Below are 23,280 nucleotides of genomic sequence, written 5' to 3'. Positions count from 1 at the left end.
TGGAGTAAAACCATGCGCAACATGATGGGCATGATGAAACAGGCGAAGGAATTGCAGGCCAAGATGAAGGCCATGCAGGATGAAATCGCCAATATGGAAGTCACTGCATCGTCTGGCGGCGGTCTTGTGACGATCACGCTTTCGGGCAAGGGTACCCTGTCGTCGGTCAAGATCGATCCGTCGCTGGCCAAGGAAGACGAAGTCGAGATCCTCGAAGACCTGATCATTGCCGCGCATAATGATGCCAAGGCCAAGCTGGAAGCGGCCATGGCCGAAAAGACGCAGGCCCTGACCGCCGGTTTGCCAATTCCGCCTGGTTTCAAACTGCCATTTTAAGTGAAAGTGAAAATTCCGATTCTCTAACTAGCATGAAATGATCTAAATCGACATTATGTCGAAACGAATCGCTGGTCCTGAAATCGAACGTCTGATCCAGCTTCTGGCCCGTGTGCCGGGGCTGGGGCCACGTTCGGCGCGCCGTGCGGCGCTGCATCTCATCAAGAAAAAAGAAGCCCTGCTGGTGCCGCTTGGCCATGCCATGCAGGATGCGGCCGAAAAGGTGCGCATCTGCTCGTGTTGCGGCAATGTCGATACGTCCGATCCCTGCACCATCTGTACCGATGAACGCCGTGATCCGGCAACGCTGATCGTGGTCGAGGACGTGTCCGACCTCTGGGCGCTGGAACGTGCCGGCACCATGAATGTGCGCTATCATGTGTTGGGTGGCCGCCTGTCGCCGCTTGATGGCGTTGGCCCGGATGATCTGAACATCAAGTCATTGGTCGAGCGTGTTGCATCAGGTGAGATCAGGGAAGTGATTCTCGCGGTCAATGCGACGGTCGAAGGCCAGACAACAGCGCATTACATTACCGATCAATTGACCAATTTTGATGTGCGTGTGACGCGGCTTGCCCACGGCGTGCCGGTTGGCGGCGAGCTGGATTATCTGGATGAAGGCACGCTTGCCGCGGCCTTGCGGGCGCGAACGGCTTTATAGGATTGATATTGAACCGCTTGAGGAGACGGGCATGGCTGGTTTTTGGCCGCGTGGACTGAAATTCGCTCTCGGCCTTGCCGTTTTTTTGTCGCTGACACCTGCTCATGCCGCACCTTCGCGTGCCGGGATCAAGGCGCAATATCGCAACTGGATCGAAAAGGATCTGTGGCCGGAAGCCAGAGCCGCCGGTATTTCGCGCAACGTCTTTGATCAGGCCTTTGCTGGTGTCTCGATCAACTGGAAACTGCCCGATCTGGTCATTCCCGGTGAAAAACCATCGACACCCAAGGAGCAGAAACAGGCGGAATTCGGCGCGCCCGGCAAATATTTCAATGCCAGGACGATGGGGGCTGTCACCAGCGGTGGGCGGGCACGACTCAACCAGTACGGGCCGCTTCTGAAACGCCTCGAACAGAAATATGGCGTGCCGGGGCCGATTCTTCTGGCGGTCTGGGGACGCGAGTCGGGCTTCGGCACGGTGAAGATCCCCTATAATGTGTTCGAGGTTCTGGGCACCAAGGCCTATCTTTCCACGCGCAAGGACATGTTCCGCAAGGAACTGATTGCCGCCCTGCAGATTGTGCAAAAAGGCTATGCCGATGAACCGGTCATGAAAAGCTCATGGGCTGGCGCGCTGGGGCAGCCGCAATTCATGCCGACATCCTATCTCAAGCATGCGGTTGATTTTGATGGCGATGGCAAGCGCGATATCTGGAATTCGGTGCCGGATACGCTGGCATCGATCGCCAATTATCTGAACCTGCATGGCTGGCAGAAGGGGCGCGACTGGGGCTTTGAGGTCAATGTACCGGAAAGCGTGTCCTGTTCGCTGGAAGGGCCTGATCAGGGCCGGCCTTTGGCAGAATGGGCAAGGCTTGGCATTACCCGCGTCAATGGCAAGCCTTTCCCGGCAAGCGAGCTCAAGGGCGAAAGTTTTCTGCTGATGCCTGCCGGCCGCTATGGCCCGGCCTTTCTTGTCAGTCCGAATTTCTATGTGCTCAAAGATTACAATATGAGCGATCTCTATGCGCTGTTCATCGGCCATGTCGGTGACCGCATTGCCTATGGCGCGGGTGATTTCAAGGCGCCTTGGGGCAATGTCGGCACGATGTATCGCTCGGATATTGCTGCAATGCAGAAGCGCCTTCAGGCGCAGGGCCATGATGTCGGCAAGCCGGATGGCTTGCCGGGCTTCAAGACGCGCCGTTCCATCGGCCTGTGGCAGGCAAAGAACGGCATGACTGCAACCTGCTTTCCGCAACCGGATCTTTTGAAACAGATCCGCTGATCACGCGCGCTGCAGCATCATTTCGGCAAAGGCACGCATGGCCTTGGTGCGATAGCGCTCCTTGTGCGTCAGCATCAGAAATTGCCGATTTGGCAGTACAAAATCGCCTTTCACCAGCGTTCCGGCGGCAAGATGCGGAGCTGCGACCAGTTCTGAAATGACGGTGGCATAATCACCAGAATGCACGCCGGAACAGATCGCCTCATTCGATGGGAGTTCCAGCGCGACCGTCAGCCTGGCCGGATTATAGCCGGATGCGCGCATGGCATCTTCAAACACGCTGCGCGTGCCTGAACCATGTTCGCGCAAGATCCATCTGCCCTCATAAAGCCGGTCCCAGTTCAAGCGTCCGGCGGTTGCCCATGCGTGGTCTGGCCGGGTGACGAGGATGAGCTGGTCACCGCCGACCCGTTCAATCGTCAGTGATTGCGTCTGCACCGTGCCTTCGACCAAGCCGATATCGACAAGGCCTTCCTGCGTGGCGGCGGTCACGCTTTCGGTATTGCCGATGGTCAGTCGCACATCAATGTGTGGATAGGCCTGCTTGAAACGCGTCAGGAGAGGCGGCAGCCAGTAGCTTGCAATCGTCTGGCTGGCATGAATGGCCAATGTGCCGCGTTTGCCTCCGCCAAGCTCAGACAGCATCATTTCCGCCGAACGGGCGCGGGCAAGCGTTGCGCGCGCTTCTTCCAGAAACAGCTTGCCATCGCCGGTCAGCTCAATGCGCCGGCCGATGCGGTTGAACAGGATCGCGCCATAGCGATCCTCAAGCGTGCGGATCGCCGAGCTCACTGCCGATGGTGTCAGATGCAGGGCTTCCGAGGCGCGCGTGAGATGCTCGCGCTCGGCGACTTCAATGAAAATACGTAATTGTTCCAGTGTCATGGTGCCAATCATTCGATTTTATCGAATGAAATATGCCATATTTATAAATGGAATGAACAGAGGAAATGCGGCATGTGGGGGAAAGATCATTCCGGATAAACCGCCATGTCGATAATCTCATTCCACCAGCTCATGAAAATCCTGCCAGGATTGCTCCTCAGCCTTGTCGTTTCCGGGCTTGCCGTCTGTGTCGAGATGGTTGAGGCGCATTTTGCCGGGCGGGCCTGGCTTGAGGCGCTGGTACTAGCCATTCTGCTTGGCATGGCCGTGCGCAGCATTTTCCAGCCATCGAAGACCTTCAATCCGGGCATCAGCTTTGCAGCGAAATTCGTGCTGGAAGTGGCGGTGGTCCTGCTTGGTGCATCGCTGAGCCTTGGCATGGTTGTGGCAGCAGGGCAGGGGCTGGTACTGGGCATTGCGCTGGTCGTGGCCTTTTCCATCCTTTTCAGCTATTTCATTGGCCGCATGCTGAAACTGCCGCATCGCGTGGCGGTTCTGGTTGCCTGCGGCAATTCGATTTGCGGCAATTCGGCCATTGCCGCCGCGGCTCCGGTCATTGGCGCAAGCAGCGATGATGTCGCCGCATCGATTGCCTTCACGGCCATTCTTGGTGTTGTTGTGGTGTTGTGCCTGCCGCTTCTGGTGCCGCTGCTTGATATGTCGAACACACAATATGGCGTTCTGGCTGGCTTGACGGTCTATGCCGTGCCGCAGGTTCTGGCCGCAACCATGCCGGTTTCGGCCGTCAGTGCCCAGCTTGGCACGCTGGTCAAGCTCGTGCGTGTCCTGATGCTTGGGCCGGTCATTCTCGTCCTGTCCATCATTGTCGGAAAACAGAATGCAGAAGCGGCTCGCCCGCGTTTCAGCCAGCTTGTGCCATGGTTCATCATTGGCTTTCTGGTAGCGATGGCGCTGCGCTCGCTCAATCTGATTCCGGAAGACATGCTGCCCGGCATCAAATCCACGGCCACGGTGCTGACCACCATTTCCATGGCAGCCCTTGGGCTTGGCGTTGATATACGCACCGTTGTTGCCGCAGGCGGCCGTGTGACCCTGGCAGCGGTCATTTCCCTGCTAGTCCTGGGGGCGATCAGTCTGAGTCTCATCCATGTGCTCCAGATCGCATGAACTGTCATGGCGAAACCGTCATGACAGGTTCTTTAAGGAGCGCTTCAATGAAAATAGATGAAATGGCTTGATTTTGTTTCCGCATGTCGTGCCTGAAACCGATTTGCGGTTTCGGGCAGGCATCGGAGCGGAAACAAAAAGCCCGGCTTGCGCCGGGCTTCTCATTTACTGCGACTGCAGAAAAGATCAGTTCTTTTCCTGCTTCTTCAGGGCTGCGCCGAGAATGTCGCCGAGTGAAGCACCCGAGTCGGTCGAACCGTACTGAGCAACGGCTTCCTTTTCTTCGGCGATTTCGAGAGCCTTGATCGAGACCTGCAGCTTGCGGGTCTTCTTGTCGAAGGAAACGACGCGGGCATCGACCTTCTGGCCAACCGTGAAGCGCTCTGGACGCTGTTCGTCACGGTCACGCGACAGATCCGAACGCTTGATGAAGCTGTCGAGATCATGGTCAACGAGGCGGACTTCAATGCCGTTGTCGGTGATGCCGGTAACTTCAACGGTTACGACAGCACCCTTGCGCAATTCGCCGGAAGCGGCTGCTTCACCGACCTTGTCGCCGGAAAGCTGCTTGATGCCGAGCGAGATGCGTTCCTTCTCGACGTCAACATCGAGAACGACAGCCTTGACGACTTCACCCTTGTTGTACTCTTCGATGACCTGTTCGCCCGGACGGTTCCAGTCGAGATCGGAGAGGTGAACCATGCCGTCAACGTCGCCGTCGAGGCCGATGAACAGGCCGAATTCGGTCTTGTTCTTGACTTCACCTTCAACAACGGTACCGACAGGGTACTTCTGGGCGAAAGTGGTCCACGGATTGTCGAGGGTCTGCTTGAGGCCGAGCGAGATACGGCGCTTGACCGGATCAACTTCGAGCACAACGACTTCGACTTCCTGCGTGGTGGACAGAATCTTGCCCGGATGGACATTCTTCTTGGTCCACGACATTTCGGAAACGTGGATGAGGCCTTCGATGCCCGGTTCGATTTCAACGAATGCACCATAGTCGGTGATGTTCGTGACCGTACCGGTGATCTTCTTGCCTTCTGGGTACTTCGCGCCGATACCATCCCAAGGATCGCTCTCGAGCTGCTTCATGCCGAGCGAGATACGATGGGTTTCCTGGTTGATACGGATGATCTGTACCTTGACCGTCTGGCCAATGGTGAGGATTTCCGACGGATGGTTGACACGACGCCATGCCATGTCGGTCACATGCAGCAGGCCGTCAATGCCGCCGAGGTCAACGAATGCACCATAATCGGTGATGTTCTTGACAACGCCTTCAACGACCTGACCTTCTTCAAGGTTCTGGACGATTTCAGAACGCTGTTCGGCACGGCTTTCTTCAAGAACGGTACGGCGCGAGACAACGATGTTGCCACGACGCTTGTCCATCTTGAGGATTTCGAACGGCTGCGGGACGTGCATGAGCGGGGTGACGTCGCGGATCGGACGGATGTCGACCTGCGAACGTGGAAGGAAGGCAACAGCGCCGTCCAGATCGACGGTGAAACCACCCTTGACCTGATTGAAGATGACGCCATCGACGCGCTCGCCATTGGCGAACTTCTGCTCGAGCTTGACCCAGCTTTCTTCACGGCGGGCCTTTTCGCGCGACAGGACAGCTTCGCCGAGAGCGTTTTCGATGCGCTCAACGTAAACTTCCACTTCGTCGCCCGGCTTGAGCGAGCCGTCCTTGCCCTTGGCACCGAATTCCTTGAGCGGAACGCGACCTTCGACCTTCAGACCGGCATCAATGATGGCCATGTCTTTTTCGATGGCAACGATGCGGCCCTTTACAACATTGCCTTCAGCAAGGTCATTGGTTGCAAAGGATTCGGCCAGCAACGACTCGAAGTCTGCGCGGGATGGATTGAAATCTGACATGAATACTCCTGATGCATCCGGAATTTTCCTCGGATGCGGCGCCGGGGGTTAGTGTTGCGTTTGCCCGAATTCGGCTCCGTCCTTACAGACAGCCGGCGCGTGGAGCACGAAGTCAGGTGTTCGTGGTTGAAGCACCCATATAGGTGTGCTTCAGAATTTTTCCAGCAATCTGGCGCTTATTTCGGCCATTCCAGCCGAAAATATTCATCCGCCCTGCTGGTGCTGCGCCAAAGCGTGATCAATGAGCTTCTTTGCCGCGAGAAATGCAGCTTCTATACTCATTTCGCTCGTATCTATCAAGTGCGCATCATTGGCAGGCTTGAGTGGCGAATCGGTTCTGGTCGTATCGCGCTCATCGCGTTTTTTCAGGTCTGCCAGAATCTCCGCGTAATCGGCCGCGCCTCCCTTGCCGATGATCTCGTCATAGCGGCGTTTGGCACGTACTTCCGGCGAGGCAAAGACATAAAGCTTGGCCTGTGCATCGGGAAAGACGACCGTGCCAATGTCGCGGCCATCCAGCACGCTTGCAGGCAGCGCCCTGGCAAAATTGCGCTGGGCTTCCACCAGAGCCCGTCGGACTGCCGGCATGACGGCCACTTTCGAGGCTGCCTCGCCGATCGCATGGGCGGAGAGAATATTCTTGTCCATGGTCCGCAGATCGAGATGCAGGGCTTCATCCGCCGCGATCGGCTCATCATCAAGCGGCAACCCCTTGTCGAGCAGCGCCTTGGCAACGGCGCGATAGGTCAGCCCCGTATCAAGATGCGGCATGCCATAATGAATGGCGACGCGGCGGGCAAGGGTTCCCTTGCCCGATGCGGCAGGCCCGTCAATGGCAACGATAAATGGCTTCATTCGGCGTCACTCGGTTCGATCCTTGCCCCCAGTCCGGTCATCAGATCCATGAATTCCGGGAAGGATGTGGCAATCATTGTGCTGTCATCAACCGTAACCGGCTTTTCTGCGGCAAGCCCCATGACGAGGAAACTCATGGCGATGCGGTGGTCAAGATGGGTGGCAACCGTTCCACCGCCAAGCCCCTTGCCGCCCGGCCGTCCACGTACGGTCAGCGACATTTCGCCTTCGGTACAGTCAACGCCATTGGCCTCAAGGCCGCGCGCAACCGCTGCAAGGCGGTCGGATTCCTTCACGCGCAGCTCATCCAGGCCGTCCATGAAGGTTTCACCTTCGGCAAAGGCGGCAGCAATCGCCAGGATCGGATATTCGTCAATCATCGACGGGGCGCGTTCCGGCGGAACCGTGACGCCCTTGAGCCGTGACGATTTCACACGCAGATCGGCCACATCCTCGCCGCCGGCAAGGCGCGGATTGAGGATTTCAATGTCAGCGCCCATTTCCTGCAAGGTCAGGATGATGCCGGTGCGGGTCGGATTCATCAGCACATTGCGGATGATGACATCCGACCCTTCAACCAGAAGGGCAGCCACCAGTGGGAAGGCGGCCGAGGACGGATCACCCGGCACCGCAATGGTCTGGCCGGTCAGCTTGCCTTGGCCAACAATGCTGATATGGCGCACGCCATCCCTGTCGGTTTCGACATTGAGCTCGGCGCCAAAGCCTTGCAGCATTTTCTCGGTATGGTCGCGCGTCATGACCGGCTCGATCACCGTGGTGATGCCCGGCGTGTTGAGGCCGGCCAGAAGCACGGCGGACTTGACCTGTGCAGAGGCCATCGGCACGCGATAGCTGATCGGATTGGCCGTCTTCGGGCCAATCAGGGTCAGCGGCAGGCGGTCGCCTTCCGAGGCCTCGACCTGCACACCCATCTGGCGCAGGGGATTGAGCACGCGGCCCATCGGGCGCTTGGAAAGCGAAGCGTCACCGATGAATGAGGTCTTCATGTCATAGGTGCCAACGAGCCCCATGGTCAGGCGCGCGCCGGTTCCGGCATTGCCGAAATCAAGTGGCGCTTCCGGTTGCAACAGGCAGCCATTGCCAACGCCATTGATGATCCAGGTATCGCCTTCTTTCCGGATTTTTGCTCCCATGGCCTGCATGGCGCGTCCGGTATTGATGACGTCTTCGCCTTCCAGCAGGCCGGTGATGCGGGTTTCTCCGGAGGCAAGGCCACCAAACATGAAAGAGCGGTGGGAGATCGACTTGTCGCCAGGAATACGCACTTCGCCTGCAAGGGCTTCGGAATGATGGGCAATTGCTGGTTTTGGCTTGGCAGAATGGGACATGGAACTTTCGTGTGTCACACTTTTGGCGCAAAATGCGCTGGATTGGTCAAGGTTGCAGCTTCCCTAGCACAGGAAAGTTGCATGGTCACGTTTGAAAGCGTGATTATGATAGAGAGTGATTTTCGCTATACTGTGATATGGAATGTGTCTTTCACTTTGACAAATGCGTTCAATTGCGTTTATGCAGCGAAAAACGCCGTAAGGCGCGTCCTGCCTTGGCCCGTTTTCCAGTTTTGCTGGCCAATAAGCGGAGCAGGCGCTGTTTCGAACGAATTTATGCCCCCGTGCAAACTTGACGAGGCTAGACGTGGCAAAACCTGAACTTGGTACCAAGCGCATTGACCCGGAAACGGGCAAGAAATTTTATGATCTGAATCGCGATCCGATCATTTCGCCCTATACCGGTATTTCCTATCCGCGATCCTATTTTGAAGCGACCGCCGAAGCGCGCGTTGCTGAAGAAGAGGTCGATGAGGAAGAACTGGATGCGGTTCTTGAAAAGCCGGAATTCGTATCGCTTGAAGATGCCGACGACGACGTCAAGGATGGCGACGATCTGCCGGATCTGGGCGATGATGTCGATCTGGGCGATGATGACGACGACGCCTTCCTGGAAGCGGAAGAAGACGAGGACGACGACATGTCGGGCATCCTCGGTGGTGGCGTCAGCACGGACGACGAGGAAGGCTGATCCGCTGCATGCCTGTCAGGGCCGGGTGCCGGTTCTGGCACGCAGAATGCGCTGCATCTGATTCTGACAAATGATTTGATTCCGACAAGGGCGGCCGAAAGGTCGCCCTTTTGCTTTACAGAATCCACAGCCGGATAGGGTTGTGGACTGAAGTTTGAAGAAAATTAACGTCAAGTGCAAAGAGATGCGATTTAGCTCTTGATCTTCTGACTTTGGCAATTTATGAAGCCGCCACACCAGACAGCAAATCACGCTGTTGACCTCGACAGAGGTTGGATGGGGCCATAGCTCAGCTGGGAGAGCGCTTGCATGGCATGCAAGAGGTCAGCGGTTCGATCCCGCTTGGCTCCACCAGATTTCCCTTCACAAACATTCTTTGATTTTCCCTCTCGAAGGCGGAATGCGTCTGTCTGTTCGTGCAGTGGTAACGGGCATGAAGCCTGTCTGCGCCTATGCCTGTCTACACGACACCATTGCGTATTGTTGCACATCATGCCTGCCTCTGATCACTTTGTTGCTGCGTGCCAGGGCAGGCGTGAATGGGAATTTCTTGCTTTCGTTTTGATTGCGATACGTTGGTCACTTGCAATCACAAGGCGGACAGGCATACTTACAGCATGAAGACTGTTTTCTTGGCAGGTCAATTTGCGCTGCATGGCCTTCATGGCGTGATTTATCTGTCAGGCGAATAAAGCGCATTCCGGAAAGCCATAGAGCGGGCTTGCACAATGCTTTAGGGGCAGGATGCGTGACATGTAGATAGTTGGGGCATCCAACTGCTCTGGGAGGAAATAGTCGCTGGGTGAACCGCATTTGCAGTTTTCCGGCGATGGACAAGGTTGGGGCGCGTCCATTTCAACGAGACGATGGCTCCCATCAAAGGAGAAAAATGATGAACCTGAAACTGCTTTCCAGCGTTGCTTTTGCTGTTACCCTTGGTTTTGCCGGCGCTGCTTATGCCGATATCACCATTGGTGTTGTTGCGCCATTGACCGGTCCTGTGGCCGCTTATGGCGATCAGGTCAAGAAGGGTGCTGAAACGGCTGTTGAAGTGATCAACAAGGCTGGCGGCATCAAGGGCGAGAAGGTTGTTCTTAAATTTGCAGACGATGCAGGCGAACCAAAGCAGGGTGTTTCTGCTGCCAACCAGATCGTTGGTGAAGGCATCAAGTTCGTCGTCGGCCCTGTAACCTCCGGTGTTGCCATTCCGGTTTCGGATGTTTTCTCGGAAAGTGGTGTTGTGATGGTTACCCCAACCGCAACCGCACCGGATCTGACCGCTCGCAACCTGACCAATGTTTTCCGCACCTGCGGCCGCGATGACCAGCAGGCCGAGGTTATGGCGGAATATGTCTTGAAGAATCTCAAGGACAAGAAGATCGCCATCGTTCATGACAAGGGCGCATACGGCAAGGGGCTGGCCGATGCTTTCAAGGACGCTCTCAACAAGGGTGGCGTAACGGAAGTCTATTATGATTCCCTCACCGCCGGCGACAAGGACTTCAGCGCCCTCGTTACCAAGCTGAAGTCAGCCGGCGCCGAGGTCATCTATTTCGGTGGGTACCATGGTGAAGGTGGCCTTCTGTCGCGCCAGCTGGCTGATGCTGGCCTGAAGGCGCTGATTCTCGGCGGTGAAGGTCTGTCCAATACCGAATATTGGGCAATCGGTGGCGATACGGCTGAAGGCACGCTCTTCACCAATGCCGTTGACGCAACCAAGAATCCGGATGCCAAGGTAGCAATCGAAGCGCTGCAGGCCAAGGGCATCCCGGTCGAAGCCTTCACCATGAATGCCTATGCCGCCATTGAAGTCCTCAAGGCTGGTATTGAAAAGGCCGGCACGGCTGAAGATGCTGCTGCCGTCGCCAAGGTTCTGCACAGCGGTGAACCAATCCAGACGGCTATCGGCACACTCACCTATGGTGAAAGCGGTGACCTGACCTCGCCAAGCTTTGACATCTTTGCCTGGAGAGAAGGCAAGATTGTCGGTAATGAATAATTGCTGACTGCCGTCCAGTTAGAAAAGCCGGGCCATGTGCCCGGCTTTTTGTTTTTACTGTTTGTTTGCATGATTGTTTTATCTTGCTGGGTTTAATGTTTTTGTTTTAAATTTTAAATATTATGTAATAATTAATATTTTTTAAACAAAATTTGTTTCCTGATATATGAATCAATACTCATTAAAAAATGTATTTTTCGGATTTTTGTTGTGTATACTTCTTGTTAAATATTTATTAACCATATCAATCTATGATTTATTACGACTCAACAGTTGTGTGGGTTGCCGATGTTTCATGAAAGCCGTTTTGATGACAAACAATTGCTGACAGAAGCCATCGTGACGCTTCTCAATCGTGGTGTCGAGCCTGATGATCTGGGCTTGGTGCTTAGCCGGGTCGGTCCGGTTGATCTTGATCTGATGCAGATCTGCCTTGCGGAAATACTGGCCTATAACAATGCTCTGATGCAGGACGTGCAGATCGCCGCTTGAGTGTGATCGCGCAGGGGAGGGTTAGCATGCGCATGCGATGCTGCGATGGTCATCAGGCTGTGATGCCGTAAAATTGATTATCAAAAAATTTTTTTTTGACGCAGCCACAGCTGGGCTTGTTTCGTGTGCGTTTTAGCCTTGCGCATGATGATACGCTTTTTGAAGGGCGGCTCTGTCCGCTCTGTCTGTTTGCCTGAAATGGTTTTGATTCAATAGTTTCTATCAAGAATCAGAATTTCTGATTCTATGATTTTCCGTCCTTCTTGTCGGTTTGTTGCAAGGGGGGTGGCCGCGTGTGATGGCCTGCCGAAAGCTGTTCCCGCGACAAAACGAATCAAAACCTGTTGCGTCTGGGCAGGTGACAAATTGACTCTTTCGTTATATCGAGCCATCTGAAATTTTCAGAAATTACCGAAAGTTTGGAAATGAAGCGTGCGCCGGAGACGGCCCTCCGTGCGCTGAATGGATGAACAAATGAAACACGGCACCCCCCGGACGATCGCATCGTTCGCCGTTTTGGCTCTCATGGCACTTCTCGCAGGATGCCAGAACCAGGTTCTGCTCTCTCCCAAGGGGCAGGTCGGTATGGAAGAGCGCGATCTCATCATCTTGGCGACCTGCATCATGCTGCTGGTCGTCGTTCCTGTTATCGTGCTGACGCTCTGCTTTGCCTGGAAGTACCGCGCCAGCAACGAAAAGGCGGATTATCAGCCTGACTGGCATCATTCGACCAAGATCGAGCTGGTTGTCTGGCTTATCCCGCTGGCCATCATCATCGCGCTCGGCACGGTGACATGGATCAGCACCCATAAGCTCGACCCGTATCGTCCGCTTGAATCGAATGTCGAGCCAATCAATGTCGAAGTGGTCTCGCTCGACTGGAAATGGCTGTTCATCTATCCGGATCAGGGTATTGCGACAGTCAATGAGCTGGCTGTTCCGGTTGATGTTCCGGTCAATTTCAAGCTGACGTCCAGCAGCGTCATGAACTCGTTCTTCATCCCGGCGCTCGGCAGTCAGGTCTATACCATGCCCAACATGCAGACCAAGCTGCACCTGATCGCCAATCAGGAAGGCGTTTTCGAAGGCATTTCTGCAAATTACAGCGGCCAGGGCTTTGCGCAGATGCGCTTCAAGACCCTTGCGCTCAAGCAGGCTGACTTCGACAAATGGGTTGAGGAGGCAAAAGCCAAGGGCGAGGAACTGAGCCGCCAGCGCTATGCTTCGCTGGTTCAGCCAAGCGAGAAGGATCCGGTTCAGTTCTTCGTCGCCACCGACAAGCGGCTGTTCCATGATATCCTGAACCGCTGCTGGGATGGCAAGTCTGTCTGTCTGGATGATGAAATGCATCGTCAGCAGATGGCGCGTGAGCTACGCTCGACCCTGCGCAAGTCTTCGCCAATCGATTTCAGCCAGTGGGCGAATGACATCATCTGTACCATCCAGCCCCAGCGTGTATCGAAACTGGCGGAATGATCTGCGATGCCGTGATCGCGCAAGGGGTCACGGCCCGTCGCATTGTTTCAGCGCCGTCAATCTAGTTTTCACGCAAAGCCAGATGGAAGGCCTTTCAGGCTTTCCCGGCATTGCTCCAATTGAAGCGTGATAAAAATGTTCGGAAAACTTACGCTCGAAGCGATACCATTCCACGAGCCGATCATCATGGTCACTTTGGCCGGTGTGGCTTGTGGCGGTCTCGCCCTTCTTGCAGCCATCACTTATTACGGCAAATGGGTGCCGCTTTACAAAGACTGGCTGACGTCAGTCGACCATAAGCGCATCGGCATCATGTATATCATCCTCGCGCTGGTGATGCTGTTCCGCGGCTTCTCAGATGCGGTGATGATGCGTGCGCAGCAGGCCGTGGCCTCTGGTGCGAATGAAGGCTTCCTGCCGCCGCACCATTATGACCAGATCTTTACCGCGCATGGCGTGATCATGATCTTCTTCGTTGCAATGCCGTTCATCGTCGGTCTGATGAACTTCGTTGTTCCGCTGCAGATCGGTGCGCGTGACGTGGCTTTTCCATACCTCAACTCGCTGTCGTTCTGGCTGACGGTTGCAGGTGCGATCCTGATCAATATTTCGCTCGGCATTGGTGAATTCGCCAAGACCGGCTGGCTCGCCTATCCGCCGCTTTCCGGCAAGGAGTACAGTCCGGATGTCGGGGTGGACTATTATCTGTGGGCGCTCAACATTTCCGGCATGGGTACGCTGCTTTCGGCGGTGAACCTTGTCACGACCATCATCAAGATGCGTGCGCCGGGCATGGGCATGATGCAGGTTCCGGTTTTCACCTGGACGGCGCTGTGCTCGAACGTGCTGATCGTTGCGGCCTTCCCGATCCTGACCGTAACGCTGTCGCTGCTCACGCTTGACCGCTATCTGGATTTCCACTTCTTCACCAATGATGCCGGTGGCAATCCGATGATGTATGTGAACCTGATCTGGATCTGGGGTCACCCGGAAGTCTATATTCTGGTTCTGCCTGCCTTCGGCGTCTTCTCGGAAGTGATTGCAACTTTCTCCGGCAAGCGTCTGTTCGGCTATACATCGATGGTCTACGCGACGGTTGCCATCACCGTTCTGTCGTTCCTCGTCTGGGCGCACCACTTTTTCACCATGGGCGGTGGCGCGAGCGTCAACTCGTTCTTCGGCATTGCCACCATGGTGATCTCGATCCCGACGGGTGCGAAGGTCTTCAACTGGCTCTTCACCATGTACAAGGGGCGTGTGCGCATCGAAACGCCGGTGCTCTGGACGGTCGGTTTCATGTGCACCTTCGTCATTGGCGGCATGTCCGGCGTTTTGCTTGCCGTTCCGCCAGCAGACTTCGTGCTGCACAACTCGGTCTTCCTGATCGCCCACTTCCACAATGTGATCATTGCGGGCGTTCTGTTCGGCTGCTTTGCCGGTGTTGTCTACTGGTGGCCAAAGGCTTTCGGCTTCAAGCTCAATGAACGCCTTGGCAAGAGCGCCTTCTGGTGCTGGCTGGTTGGCTTCATGGTTGCCTTCATGCCGCTTTACGTGCTGGGCCTGATGGGCATGACCCGTCGCCTGAACCACACCGAAAATCCGGCATGGCACATCTATCTGATCATTGCCGCCATTGGTGTTGCCATCATCCTGTGCGGCATTGTCTGCCAGGTTCTCCAGATCATGGTTTCCATCCGTGACCGTGAAAAACTGCGCGACAACAATGGCGACAGCTGGGGATCGGGCCGTACGCTGGAATGGTCGCTGTCTTCGCCGCCGCCATTCTACAATTTCGCTGAAATCCCGCATGTGCGCGATCATGATGCATGGTGGGACATGAAGCAGAATGGCTATGTCCGCCGCACCAAGGGCTTTGCCCGCATCCACATGCCAAAGAACACCGCAACCGGCCTGATCGTTGGCCTGCTGAACGTGCCGTTCGGCTTTGCGATGGTCTGGCACATCTGGTGGCTGGCAATTGCATCCTTTGTTGCAATGTTTGTCGTGGCGATCGCCCATTCGTTCAACAATGACAGAGACTATTATGTCTCGGCCGAAGAAGTGCAGCGCATCGAAGATGCACGCACCCGGCAATTGCAGGCTCAGGAGGCTTGATACCGATGAGCGCCATTTCCCACAGCGCCGCGCCTTTCCTGGGCGGCAATGATCATCCCGTACACGAGGATCATCACGATGCAGGGTCGACCACGCTGGTCGGCTTCTGGATCTACCTGATGAGCGACTGCATCCTGTTCTCGGGCCTGTTTGCAACCTATGCCGTTCTGGCGCATCAGTTTGCAGGCGGCCCAACGGGACGCGAACTGTTCGACCTGAACTTTGTCCTGGTCGAAACCATGATCCTGCTGGTTTCCTCGCTGACCTATGGCCTGGGCACGCTGGCCATGTTCAGGAACAACCGCGCCGGACTTCTGTTCTGGCTCGGCATCACCTTCCTGCTGGGTGCAGCCTTCCTTGGCATGGAAATCTATGAGTTCCATCACCTGATCGAGGAAGGTGCCGGCCCTGACCGCAGTGCATTCCTGTCGGCCTTCTTCACGCTGGTTGGCACCCATGGTCTGCACATCACCTCGGGTTTGGTCTGGATCCTTGTCCTGGCAGCCCAGCTCCTGCGCGATGGCCTGAGCGAGCGTAACCGCACCCGCGTCATGTGCCTCAGCCTGTTCTGGCACTTCCTCGACATCATCTGGATCGGTGTCTTCACCCTTGTCTATCTTCTGGGAGTCCTGTGATGAGCGCGGCACACGACACACATCATGAAAATCATGACCATGGCAGCCTGAAGTCCTATGTCACGGGCTTCATCCTGGCCGTCATCCTCACGGTCGTTCCGTTTGCCCTGGCGATGGGTGGCTATTTCACCCCGCCACAGACTGCGCTGATCGTTCTGGTTCTTGCAGCAGTCCAGATCGTTGTGCATCTGGTCTATTTCCTGCACATGAGCCCGAAGTCTGAAGGCGGCTGGAACATGCTGGCGCTGGTCTTCACGGCTGTCATTCTGGTGATTGTCCTGACCGGTTCCATCTGGATCATGTATCACCTCGATATCAACATGATGCCGGTGGACATGGGGCCAGAGGCAGTGAAGAACCTCCCATAATACCAATACCGGCCTTTGACGGCCCGGTGTCGCGGCTTAATCTCTCCCCCTCCCAACCATAAGCCGCGTAGCGCCCCGGTTCCCTCCCGGGGCGCCTTCATTTTCAGTGCCAAAACGGTTTCCAGAAACAAATGTTTCTTGCACGCAACAATTGCGTGGTAACGTTAACGCTCCATTGACTCACCTGTTCTACATCTAGGCTTGTTGCTTGGCCTGCCCTGTTCCATGTGTTAATCCCTGTATGTCCCGGGGGTGGTGGAGCCGTTGGGTGCGTTTGGCATGCATCAGTGTTGTAACCGGACATTCAGTTATGAATTTGAGTCGCAGGACGGTAGATACCAAGACAATCATGGCGCTGATTGTGGCTGCCCAGATGTCCTGTTTGACTGCATCCCCCGCCTTTGCTTTTGAGCTGTTTGGCATCCACCTTTGGGGGGAGTCCCAAAAGGATGATGCGGATGCCGTCATTGCCGAACCGAAACGTTACAGTGTCGATGTCGAAACGGTAGGCGAGCGCAGCAATGCCGATGGCAGCAAGGCTGATCTCGCTGATGTGATCAAGTCAGCCTCCAGTCTGGTTTCGGATGAGGATAAACCCGCTTCCGGTTCGGCTGGGCTGCTGGCCAAGGCGCGCGGTGATTATCGTCGCATTATGGCCGCCCTTTATGGCGAAGGCCGCTATGGCGGCACGGTTTCCATCAAGGTCGATGGTCAGGAAGCGGCCGACATTCCGCCTGATGCCGAACTGCCCGATGACAGCAAGATCGAAATCAGGGTTGATCCAGGGCCGCAATTCCTGTTTGCACGCACTGCCATTTCCAATATGGCGCCGCCGCCGCTGGACAGGAAGGACAAGGTGCAAACGCCGGAAGATGTGGGCTTCGCGCCGGGCAAGGTTGCGCGATCTGGCACGGTTGTGAAAGCCGCAGCCCTCAGCGTCGAGGCCTGGCGTCAGCAGGGCTATGCTAAGGCGCAGGTGACGGGTGAGCATATTGTCGCCGACCATGCCACGAACACGATTGATGCGGATCTGGAGATCGATCCGGGTCAGCAGGCGCATTACGGGCCGGTAAGCGTCGTCGGTACGGCGCGCATGGATCCGGAATTTGTCGCCTGGATGACCGGGCTGAAGCCGGGTCAGCAATATGATCCCGACGATATTGAAAAGGCCAGAAAACGCCTTGCCCGGATGGAAGTGTTCCGCAGCCTGAGCTTTCAGGAAGCCGACCGGATCAATCCTGATGGCAGCCTGCCGATCACGCTGAATGTGCAGGAACGTCCTCCGCGCCGTTTCGGCTTTGGTGCGGAATATGCCACCATCGACGGCTTTGGAGTGACCGGCTACTGGATGCATCGCAACCTGTTTGGCCGCGGCGAGCGGCTGCGTTTTGATGCCAAGGTTTCCGGTATTGGCGGTTCGCAGGACAATTCCTTCGATCCGGCCAATTACACCTATACGGTGGGCACAAGCTTCGCCAAGCCGGGCGTCTATACGCCGGATACGGATTTCGTCGCAGCCCTTGATGCCAAGCGCGAGGTGCTCGATGCCTATACCGAGACATCGGTAAACGGCAAAGCTGGCTTTACCCAGATCTTCAGTGACGAGCTGACAGCCAATATCTTTGCCAAGGTCAGCCATGGCCGGTTCAAGGATGACTATTTTGGCAATCGTGAATTCACCACGGCAGGTCTTGAGGGTGGTGCGATCTATGACAGTCGCAACAACAAGGCTGATCCAAGCTCCGGCTTTTATCTGGAAGGCAATATTCAGCCTTTCTATGAAATGCATTACGGCAATTTCGCAACCCGCTTTACTGCAGAAGGCCGTGCCTATTACAGCCTGCTCGACAAGGACCGCGTGATTCTCGCAGGCCGCCTGAAGCTTGGTTCCGTCGTGGGGCCATCCATTGCGGAACTGCCGCCAAGCGAGCTGTTCCTTGCCGGTGGCGGCGGGTCGGTGCGCGGTTATGCCTATCGCAATATTGGTGTCGTCACCAGCACCGGTGAGACGATCGGCGGGCGCTCGCTGGTCGAGGCATCCGGCGAAGTGCGTGCCCGCATGACCGATTCGATCGGTGCGGTCGGTTTTGTTGATGCGGGCTATGTGGGCGAAAAATCCTTCCCGGATTTTTCCGAGGAAATGCGCGTTGGTGTGGGCGGTGGCCTGCGCTATCTGACCGGATTGGGGCCGATCAGGTTTGATGTCGCCGTTCCGCTCAACAGGCGCTCAGGTGATCCGAACTATGGACTTTATGTCGGAATAGGACAGGCGTTTTGACCAGGTTACTTGCAATCATCGCCTTCTTGCTTTTTGCAGCACCGGCTGTCGCGCAACAGGCGGAAGAAGAAAAGTCATATTTCCTGTCATTCGTGGAAAACCAGCTTTCCGCGCCAAACCGCCGCATCACCATCTCCGGCATCAGCGGTGCGTTGTCGTCTGAGGCCAGTGTTGCCTCCATTACCATTGCCGACCGGGAGGGCGTGTGGCTGCGCATTGACAATGCGCGCCTGAACTGGAGCCGCCTTGCGCTGCTGCGCGGCAATCTGAGCATCCAGTCGCTGACGGCAGAGCGGATTGATTTCATCCGCAAGCCTTTGCCGGACAACAGCCTGCCATCGCCGGAATCATCGAGTTTCAGCCTGCCGGAACTGCCACTTGCGATCAATCTTGACCGGCTGGACGTGGCGCATCTGTATTTTGGACAGGATATTTTCGGACTGGCATCGGAAGTCTCCCTGCAGGGAAGCCTGTCGCTTGTCGACGGTTCGCTCACGTCCAGTTTCGACATCCAGCGTCTGGATGGGCCGGGCGGCATATTCACGCTGCGCGCCAATTATGCCAATGCGGATCAGAAGCTTGATCTTGATCTCACCGTTTCCGAGCCTGCCAATGGCATTGTCGCCAATGTGCTGAAAATCGAGGGCCGTCCGCCGGTCGAAATGAAGCTGACAGGTGCTGGCACGCTGGATGATCTGAAGGTGGATCTGGCACTTGATACCAATGGCAGCCGCACCCTGACCGGCCTGTTCACGCTTGACCGTCAGGGCGATGGGCGTGTTTTCGCTGCCCGTTTCAATGGCCCGATTGCTGTCCTCGTGCCGCCGGTTTTCCGCGATTTCTTTGGCGCGGAAACCGTTCTTTCTGCCGATGGCATGCTGAAGGATGCCGGCGGCTTCCGTCTTGATGATCTCACGCTCAACAATGCCGCGATGAAACTGAAGGCTGCTGCCGATACCGGCGATGATGGCTTTCTCACCATGCTGCGCATTGATGGCACCATTGCGGATGAAGCCAATGGCCGGGTGCTCCTGCCGGTCAAGGGCGCGGAAACCTCCATTGCCAATGCGAAATTGCAGCTTGCCTATGGGACCAATCCCGGCAATGACTGGACGGGCACACTTGCGATTGCAGGCCTGCAGACGGCAACATTCACTGCCGCCAATATCGGCATTGATATGGGCGGTGTGGCGGAAAACCTGTCGAACCCTGCCAATCGCCACATCACCTTCAATGTCAAGGGCGGGGTGGATGGTCTTTCATCGCCGCGCGCGGATATTGCCAGGGCGCTTGGCGAACACATCGGGCTTGATATTGCCGGTGCATGGCAGGCCGGTTCTCCGGTTGACCTGACGCGGGCCAACATTGCCGGCAACGGCCTTAGCCTTGATCTCACCGGCAAGATCAGCGATCTGACCTTTGATGGCGATATTGTTGCCAAGATTGCCAGCCTTGCGCCTTTTGCCGCCCTTGCCGAACGTGATCTTTCAGGCAGCATTGATCTGAAGGCATCAGGCACGGTCAGACCGATCAGCGGCGCTTTCGATCTCGATCTCGCTGGCACGGCGCAGAACATGCGCACCGGTACGGAAGCCATTGACCGGATTCTCAACGGTTCCGTGACATTGAGCGGTGGCCTTGGCCGCAACAGTGATGGTTTCGTCGCACGCAATTTCCGTGTCGGCAATGCGCAGAGCGAAATCACAGCCAATGGCTCCTTTGCTTCTGACAAGGCCGATTTTGATTTCGGCGTGATGCTGTCTGACTTGAAACTGCTTTCCGATACGGCGTCTGGCCGCATGACGGTGAAGGGCAGTGCGCGCGGCAGCGACAGGTTGATTGCGCTCGCGCTGCGCGCTGAGGCGCCGCAGGGCATGCTTGCCGGGCGCAAGCTCAGCAATGGCGGGCTGGACTTCAACGCGCTGCTTGATGGCAATGCCAAAACGGGCACAAGCCTGTCGGGCAAGCTTGCCGGCTCGGCGCAGCTTAATGGCGAGATGGTGGATCTCGGTGCGCTGATCGACATCGTCAATGATGAAAAGCGCTTCAGCAATCTGCTGTTCAATGCGGGTGGCGCGCATCTTTCCGGTGACATCACGCAAGATGCCAAGGGGCTTCTGACCGGCAAGCTGCTGCTGAATGCGCCGGATGTCTCAACGGCGGCTGCCCTGGCGCTTGCCAAGGCCACGGGCGCGGCCAATGCCGATATCACGCTTGATGCCAAGGATGGCCTGCAGAATGCCGTGGTCAATGCGACAGTGAAAGATCTGAAGGTCAATGGCAATCATATCACGTCCGCCGAAGCGGCCCTGACCGCACAGGATCTTTTCGGTGTGCCGGTCGTAAACGGTACGGCTTCAGCGCGCGATATTCTGCTGGGTACACTTGGCGTTGACAGTTTCAGTGCCAAGGCCAACGCCACCGGGTCAAAGACCGATTTCACTGCCTCGACCAGACTTACCATGGGAACTTCTGCCAATGCGGCCGGTTCGCTGGAGCCAAAGGATGGCGGCTTCCTGCTATCGCTTGCCTCTGCCGATGTGAAACAGGGCACGCTTGCGGCAAGTCTTGCCGCCCCGGCCACCATCGCCATGCAGGGCAGCGATATCTCCTTGGGAAATATCGTGATCAAGACCGGCGACGGTCAGGTCAAGGTCGATGGTGCGATTGGCGAAAAGCTTGATCTGTCGGTTGTCCTGGCAAAATTGCCGCTGGCGCTCGCCAATGCCTACAAGAAAGAACTGGGGCTGGGTGGCACGGTTGACGGAACGGCACGCATTACCGGCACGAAGGCTGCGCCAAATGTCGTCTTTGATCTGTCGGCGCATGGTGTGACGGCAGCGGAACTGAAAAAACAGGGCCTTGCAACACTCAATGCCACAGCCAAGGGCACAACCGACGGCAACCGGCTCAATATTGATGCCCGCGTTACTGGCGGTGCTGCCAAGGGCAATGGCGTCGATGTTACGGCCAAAGGCAATGTGCCGCTTGGCAAGGGCGGCGAGCTGGCAGTGGATGTCAATCTCGCAAACCTGCCGCTTGGTCTTTTGAATGGCGCCGTCAAGGAACAGGAGCTGGCCGGCAATGTCACGGGCACGGCGCGGGTCACCGGCCCGCTCACCAATCCGCAGGCAAGCTTTGACCTGCGCGGCACGGGCCTTGCTACCAGGACACTGCGTGATAATGGCCTTGCACCGCTCACCCTTCAGGCCAAGGGCAGCTATGCGACCATGGCGATAGATCTGGCTTCGCTGACGGTCGATGGCCCGCGCGACATGAAGGTAAGCGCAAGCGGCAAGGTGCCATTTTCCGGTCAGGGGCTTGGCGTTGATGTCAACGGCTCCATTCCGTTGGCGCTGGCAAACCGCTTTCTTGCCGAGCGCGGTTCGCAGGCAACAGGCACATTGTCACTTACGGCTAGTGTTTCCGGCGGCTTCGACCGGCCACAGATTCGCGGCATGTTCTCGACCAATGGCGCGCAATTCGTTGACCCGGAAACCAATCTGCGCCTCAACAATATCAATGTCATGGCCAGCATGGATGGGGAAACCATCACGCTGCGTCAGGTCAATGCGGCGATTTCCGGCGGCGGCACGGTTTCGGCCAGCGGCACCATCTCCACCAATATTGCCGCAGCTATGCCATCCGATATCACGATCAAGCTTGACAAGGCGCGTTATGCCGATGGCAAGCTGGTGGTTGCGACGGTCAATGGCAGCATGAACATCACAGGCGCGCTGCTGCGCGATCCGCTGATTTCTGGTCAGATCGATGTCGCGCGCGCGGAAATCTCCGTGCCGGAAAATCTTGGCGGCAGCGCAAGCTATGTGCCGGTTGAACACAAGAATACGCCAAGGAATGTCCAGACCACGCTTGACCGGGCCAAGGTTGAAAAGCGTGAACGTGGCACAAAATCAGCCTCGTCCGGCGGGCCGCGGCTTGATTTGATGGTCAAGGCGCCGAACCGGATTTTCGTGCGCGGTCGCGGGCTTGATGCAGAACTGGGCGGCAGCGTGCGGCTCACGGGCACGGCTGCCGATATCAAGCCGGTTGGTGCCTTCGACATGATCCGCGGTCGAATCGACATTCTCGGTCAGCGCATCACCTTCTCGGAAGGCAGTGTCACGCTGGTTGGCGATCTCAACCCGCAGCTCAATTTCGTCGCTCGTTCCGAAGGCAGTACCGTCACGGCGATTGTGACGGTTTCCGGTACGGTCGATAATCTGAACATCTCTTTCTCATCCACGCCGGAACTGCCGCAGGATGAAGTGCTGGCGCAGCTGATCTTCAAGCGCTCCATCGGCGAACTGTCGGCGTTCCAGATCGCGCAACTGGCAGCCGCGGCGGCAGAACTTGCCGGTGGCTCCAATACGTCGCTCCTGAACAAGCTGCGGCAGGGAACCGGCCTTGATGATCTGGATGTGGTGACCAACAGCAAGGGGCAGACGGCCGTGCGCGCTGGCCGCTATATCCGCGACAATATCTATCTTGGTGTTGAGGCCGGGGCACAAGGTTCGACCAAGGGGACGGTCAATCTCGATATCAGCAAGAACCTGAAGGTCAAAGGTTCGCTTGGCTCTGATGGCAATTCAAGCGCCGGTATCTTCTATGAAAAAGACTATTAGAGCAATTCAGGCCTTTCACGGAAATTCTGAACTGCTCCAGCATATTGTTATTTCGCAACTCCGGACGGAAAATCGGAAGGCTGCTTTCCTGGAATTGCCCTAAATTGAAGCAGAACGCGGGAATTCTGCAAATTGTAAACGGCATAATGCACCGTTTAACGCTTCCTCAACCATGAATATGCAAATTGTTGGGTATTCGTACGGCTTTGCCG

The 23,280-nt window shown here is 56.4% G+C and carries 17 protein-coding genes and 1 tRNA gene; 14 read left to right on the top strand and 4 right to left on the bottom strand.

Translation table 11 applies throughout. From position 1 onward, the window contains the following. Positions 1-12 precede the first annotated feature (12 nt). The 3 genes from ACFO1V_RS14495 to ACFO1V_RS14485 are packed head-to-tail and all read left to right on the top strand — an operon-like array spanning position 13 to position 2,285. Entirely contained in the window at positions 13-336 is a 324-nt protein-coding gene (locus ACFO1V_RS14495) for a YbaB/EbfC family nucleoid-associated protein (RefSeq protein WP_374830921.1), read from the top strand. Positions 337-391: 55 nt separating this feature from the next. Further along, positions 392-997 (top strand): recombination mediator RecR, encoded by a 606-nt coding sequence (gene recR, locus ACFO1V_RS14490; protein ID WP_374830923.1) that lies wholly within the window; start codon positions 392-394, stop codon positions 995-997. Positions 998-1,028: 31 nt separating this feature from the next. After that, positions 1,029-2,285, top strand: coding sequence for a lytic murein transglycosylase (locus ACFO1V_RS14485; RefSeq protein ID WP_374830925.1), 1,257 nt, complete (start codon positions 1,029-1,031; stop codon positions 2,283-2,285). Here ACFO1V_RS14485 and ACFO1V_RS14480 read toward each other — a convergent pair whose 3' ends face one another. Beyond that, a complete protein-coding gene (locus ACFO1V_RS14480) occupies positions 2,286-3,170 on the bottom strand; it encodes a LysR family transcriptional regulator (protein WP_374830927.1) in 885 nt (294 codons plus the stop codon). A gap of 105 nt (positions 3,171-3,275) precedes the next feature. Between ACFO1V_RS14480 and ACFO1V_RS14475 the strand changes: the two genes are divergently transcribed. Continuing rightward, positions 3,276-4,298 (top strand): YeiH family protein, encoded by a 1,023-nt coding sequence (locus tag ACFO1V_RS14475; RefSeq protein WP_374830929.1) that lies wholly within the window; start codon positions 3,276-3,278, stop codon positions 4,296-4,298. 186 nt (positions 4,299-4,484) lie between these two features. On the opposite strand, the gene rpsA is transcribed toward ACFO1V_RS14475, so the two are convergent. The 3 genes from rpsA to aroA all read right to left on the bottom strand — a co-directional run bounded on the left by rpsA (position 4,485) and on the right by aroA (position 8,389). After that, positions 4,485-6,185: a 30S ribosomal protein S1 gene (gene rpsA / locus ACFO1V_RS14470; RefSeq protein WP_374830931.1), complete on the bottom strand. Its 1,701-nt coding sequence runs from the start codon at positions 6,183-6,185 to the stop codon at positions 4,485-4,487. Positions 6,186-6,389: 204 nt separating this feature from the next. Continuing rightward, the gene (cmk, locus tag ACFO1V_RS14465; protein WP_374830933.1) at positions 6,390-7,040 is read right to left on the bottom strand and encodes a (d)CMP kinase; all 651 of its coding nucleotides are present in this window, start codon (positions 7,038-7,040) and stop codon (positions 6,390-6,392) included. Next, a complete protein-coding gene (aroA, locus tag ACFO1V_RS14460) occupies positions 7,037-8,389 on the bottom strand; it encodes a 3-phosphoshikimate 1-carboxyvinyltransferase (protein WP_374830935.1) in 1,353 nt (450 codons plus the stop codon). The genes cmk and aroA overlap by 4 nt, the downstream gene beginning before the upstream one ends. Before the next feature lie 307 nt (positions 8,390-8,696). Between aroA and ACFO1V_RS14455 the strand changes: the two genes are divergently transcribed. The 10 genes from ACFO1V_RS14455 (at position 8,697) to ACFO1V_RS14410 (ending at position 23,068) form a co-directional block, all read left to right on the top strand. After that, complete coding sequence (locus ACFO1V_RS14455) at positions 8,697-9,080, top strand: TIGR02300 family protein (protein ID WP_374830937.1); 384 nt, start codon at positions 8,697-8,699, stop codon at positions 9,078-9,080. Between the two features lie 278 nt (positions 9,081-9,358). Then, positions 9,359-9,434 (top strand) — tRNA-Ala (locus ACFO1V_RS14450). A 538-nt stretch (positions 9,435-9,972) separates the two neighbouring features. Next, a complete protein-coding gene (locus tag ACFO1V_RS14445) occupies positions 9,973-11,079 on the top strand; it encodes an ABC transporter substrate-binding protein (RefSeq protein ID WP_374830939.1) in 1,107 nt (368 codons plus the stop codon). Between the two features lie 288 nt (positions 11,080-11,367). Continuing rightward, entirely contained in the window at positions 11,368-11,571 is a 204-nt protein-coding gene (locus ACFO1V_RS14440) for a hypothetical protein (protein WP_374830941.1), read from the top strand. Between the two features lie 474 nt (positions 11,572-12,045). Further along, entirely contained in the window at positions 12,046-13,047 is a 1,002-nt protein-coding gene (gene cyoA / locus ACFO1V_RS14435; protein WP_374830943.1) for a ubiquinol oxidase subunit II, read from the top strand. A 135-nt stretch (positions 13,048-13,182) separates the two neighbouring features. Continuing rightward, entirely contained in the window at positions 13,183-15,162 is a 1,980-nt protein-coding gene (gene cyoB, locus ACFO1V_RS14430; protein WP_374830945.1) for a cytochrome o ubiquinol oxidase subunit I, read from the top strand. Positions 15,163-15,167: 5 nt separating this feature from the next. Continuing rightward, positions 15,168-15,797 (top strand): cytochrome o ubiquinol oxidase subunit III, encoded by a 630-nt coding sequence (cyoC, locus tag ACFO1V_RS14425; protein WP_374830947.1) that lies wholly within the window; start codon positions 15,168-15,170, stop codon positions 15,795-15,797. Further along, positions 15,797-16,165, top strand: coding sequence for a cytochrome o ubiquinol oxidase subunit IV (cyoD, locus tag ACFO1V_RS14420; RefSeq protein ID WP_374830949.1), 369 nt, complete (start codon positions 15,797-15,799; stop codon positions 16,163-16,165). The genes cyoC and cyoD overlap by 1 nt, the downstream gene beginning before the upstream one ends. A 310-nt stretch (positions 16,166-16,475) precedes the next feature. Further along, complete coding sequence (locus ACFO1V_RS14415; protein ID WP_374830951.1) at positions 16,476-18,443, top strand: autotransporter assembly complex protein TamA; 1,968 nt, start codon at positions 16,476-16,478, stop codon at positions 18,441-18,443. After that, the gene (locus tag ACFO1V_RS14410; protein ID WP_374830953.1) at positions 18,440-23,068 is read left to right on the top strand and encodes a translocation/assembly module TamB domain-containing protein; all 4,629 of its coding nucleotides are present in this window, start codon (positions 18,440-18,442) and stop codon (positions 23,066-23,068) included. Before ACFO1V_RS14415 ends, ACFO1V_RS14410 begins: the two co-directional genes overlap by 4 nt. Positions 23,069-23,280: the final 212 nt, after the last annotated feature.

This window comes from Daeguia caeni (genome assembly GCF_042653845.1).
Lineage (GTDB): Bacteria > Pseudomonadota > Alphaproteobacteria > Rhizobiales > Rhizobiaceae > Brucella > Brucella caeni.
Note: the sequence above shows the minus strand (reverse complement) of the source record. Positions and strands in the feature narration are given on the sequence as shown.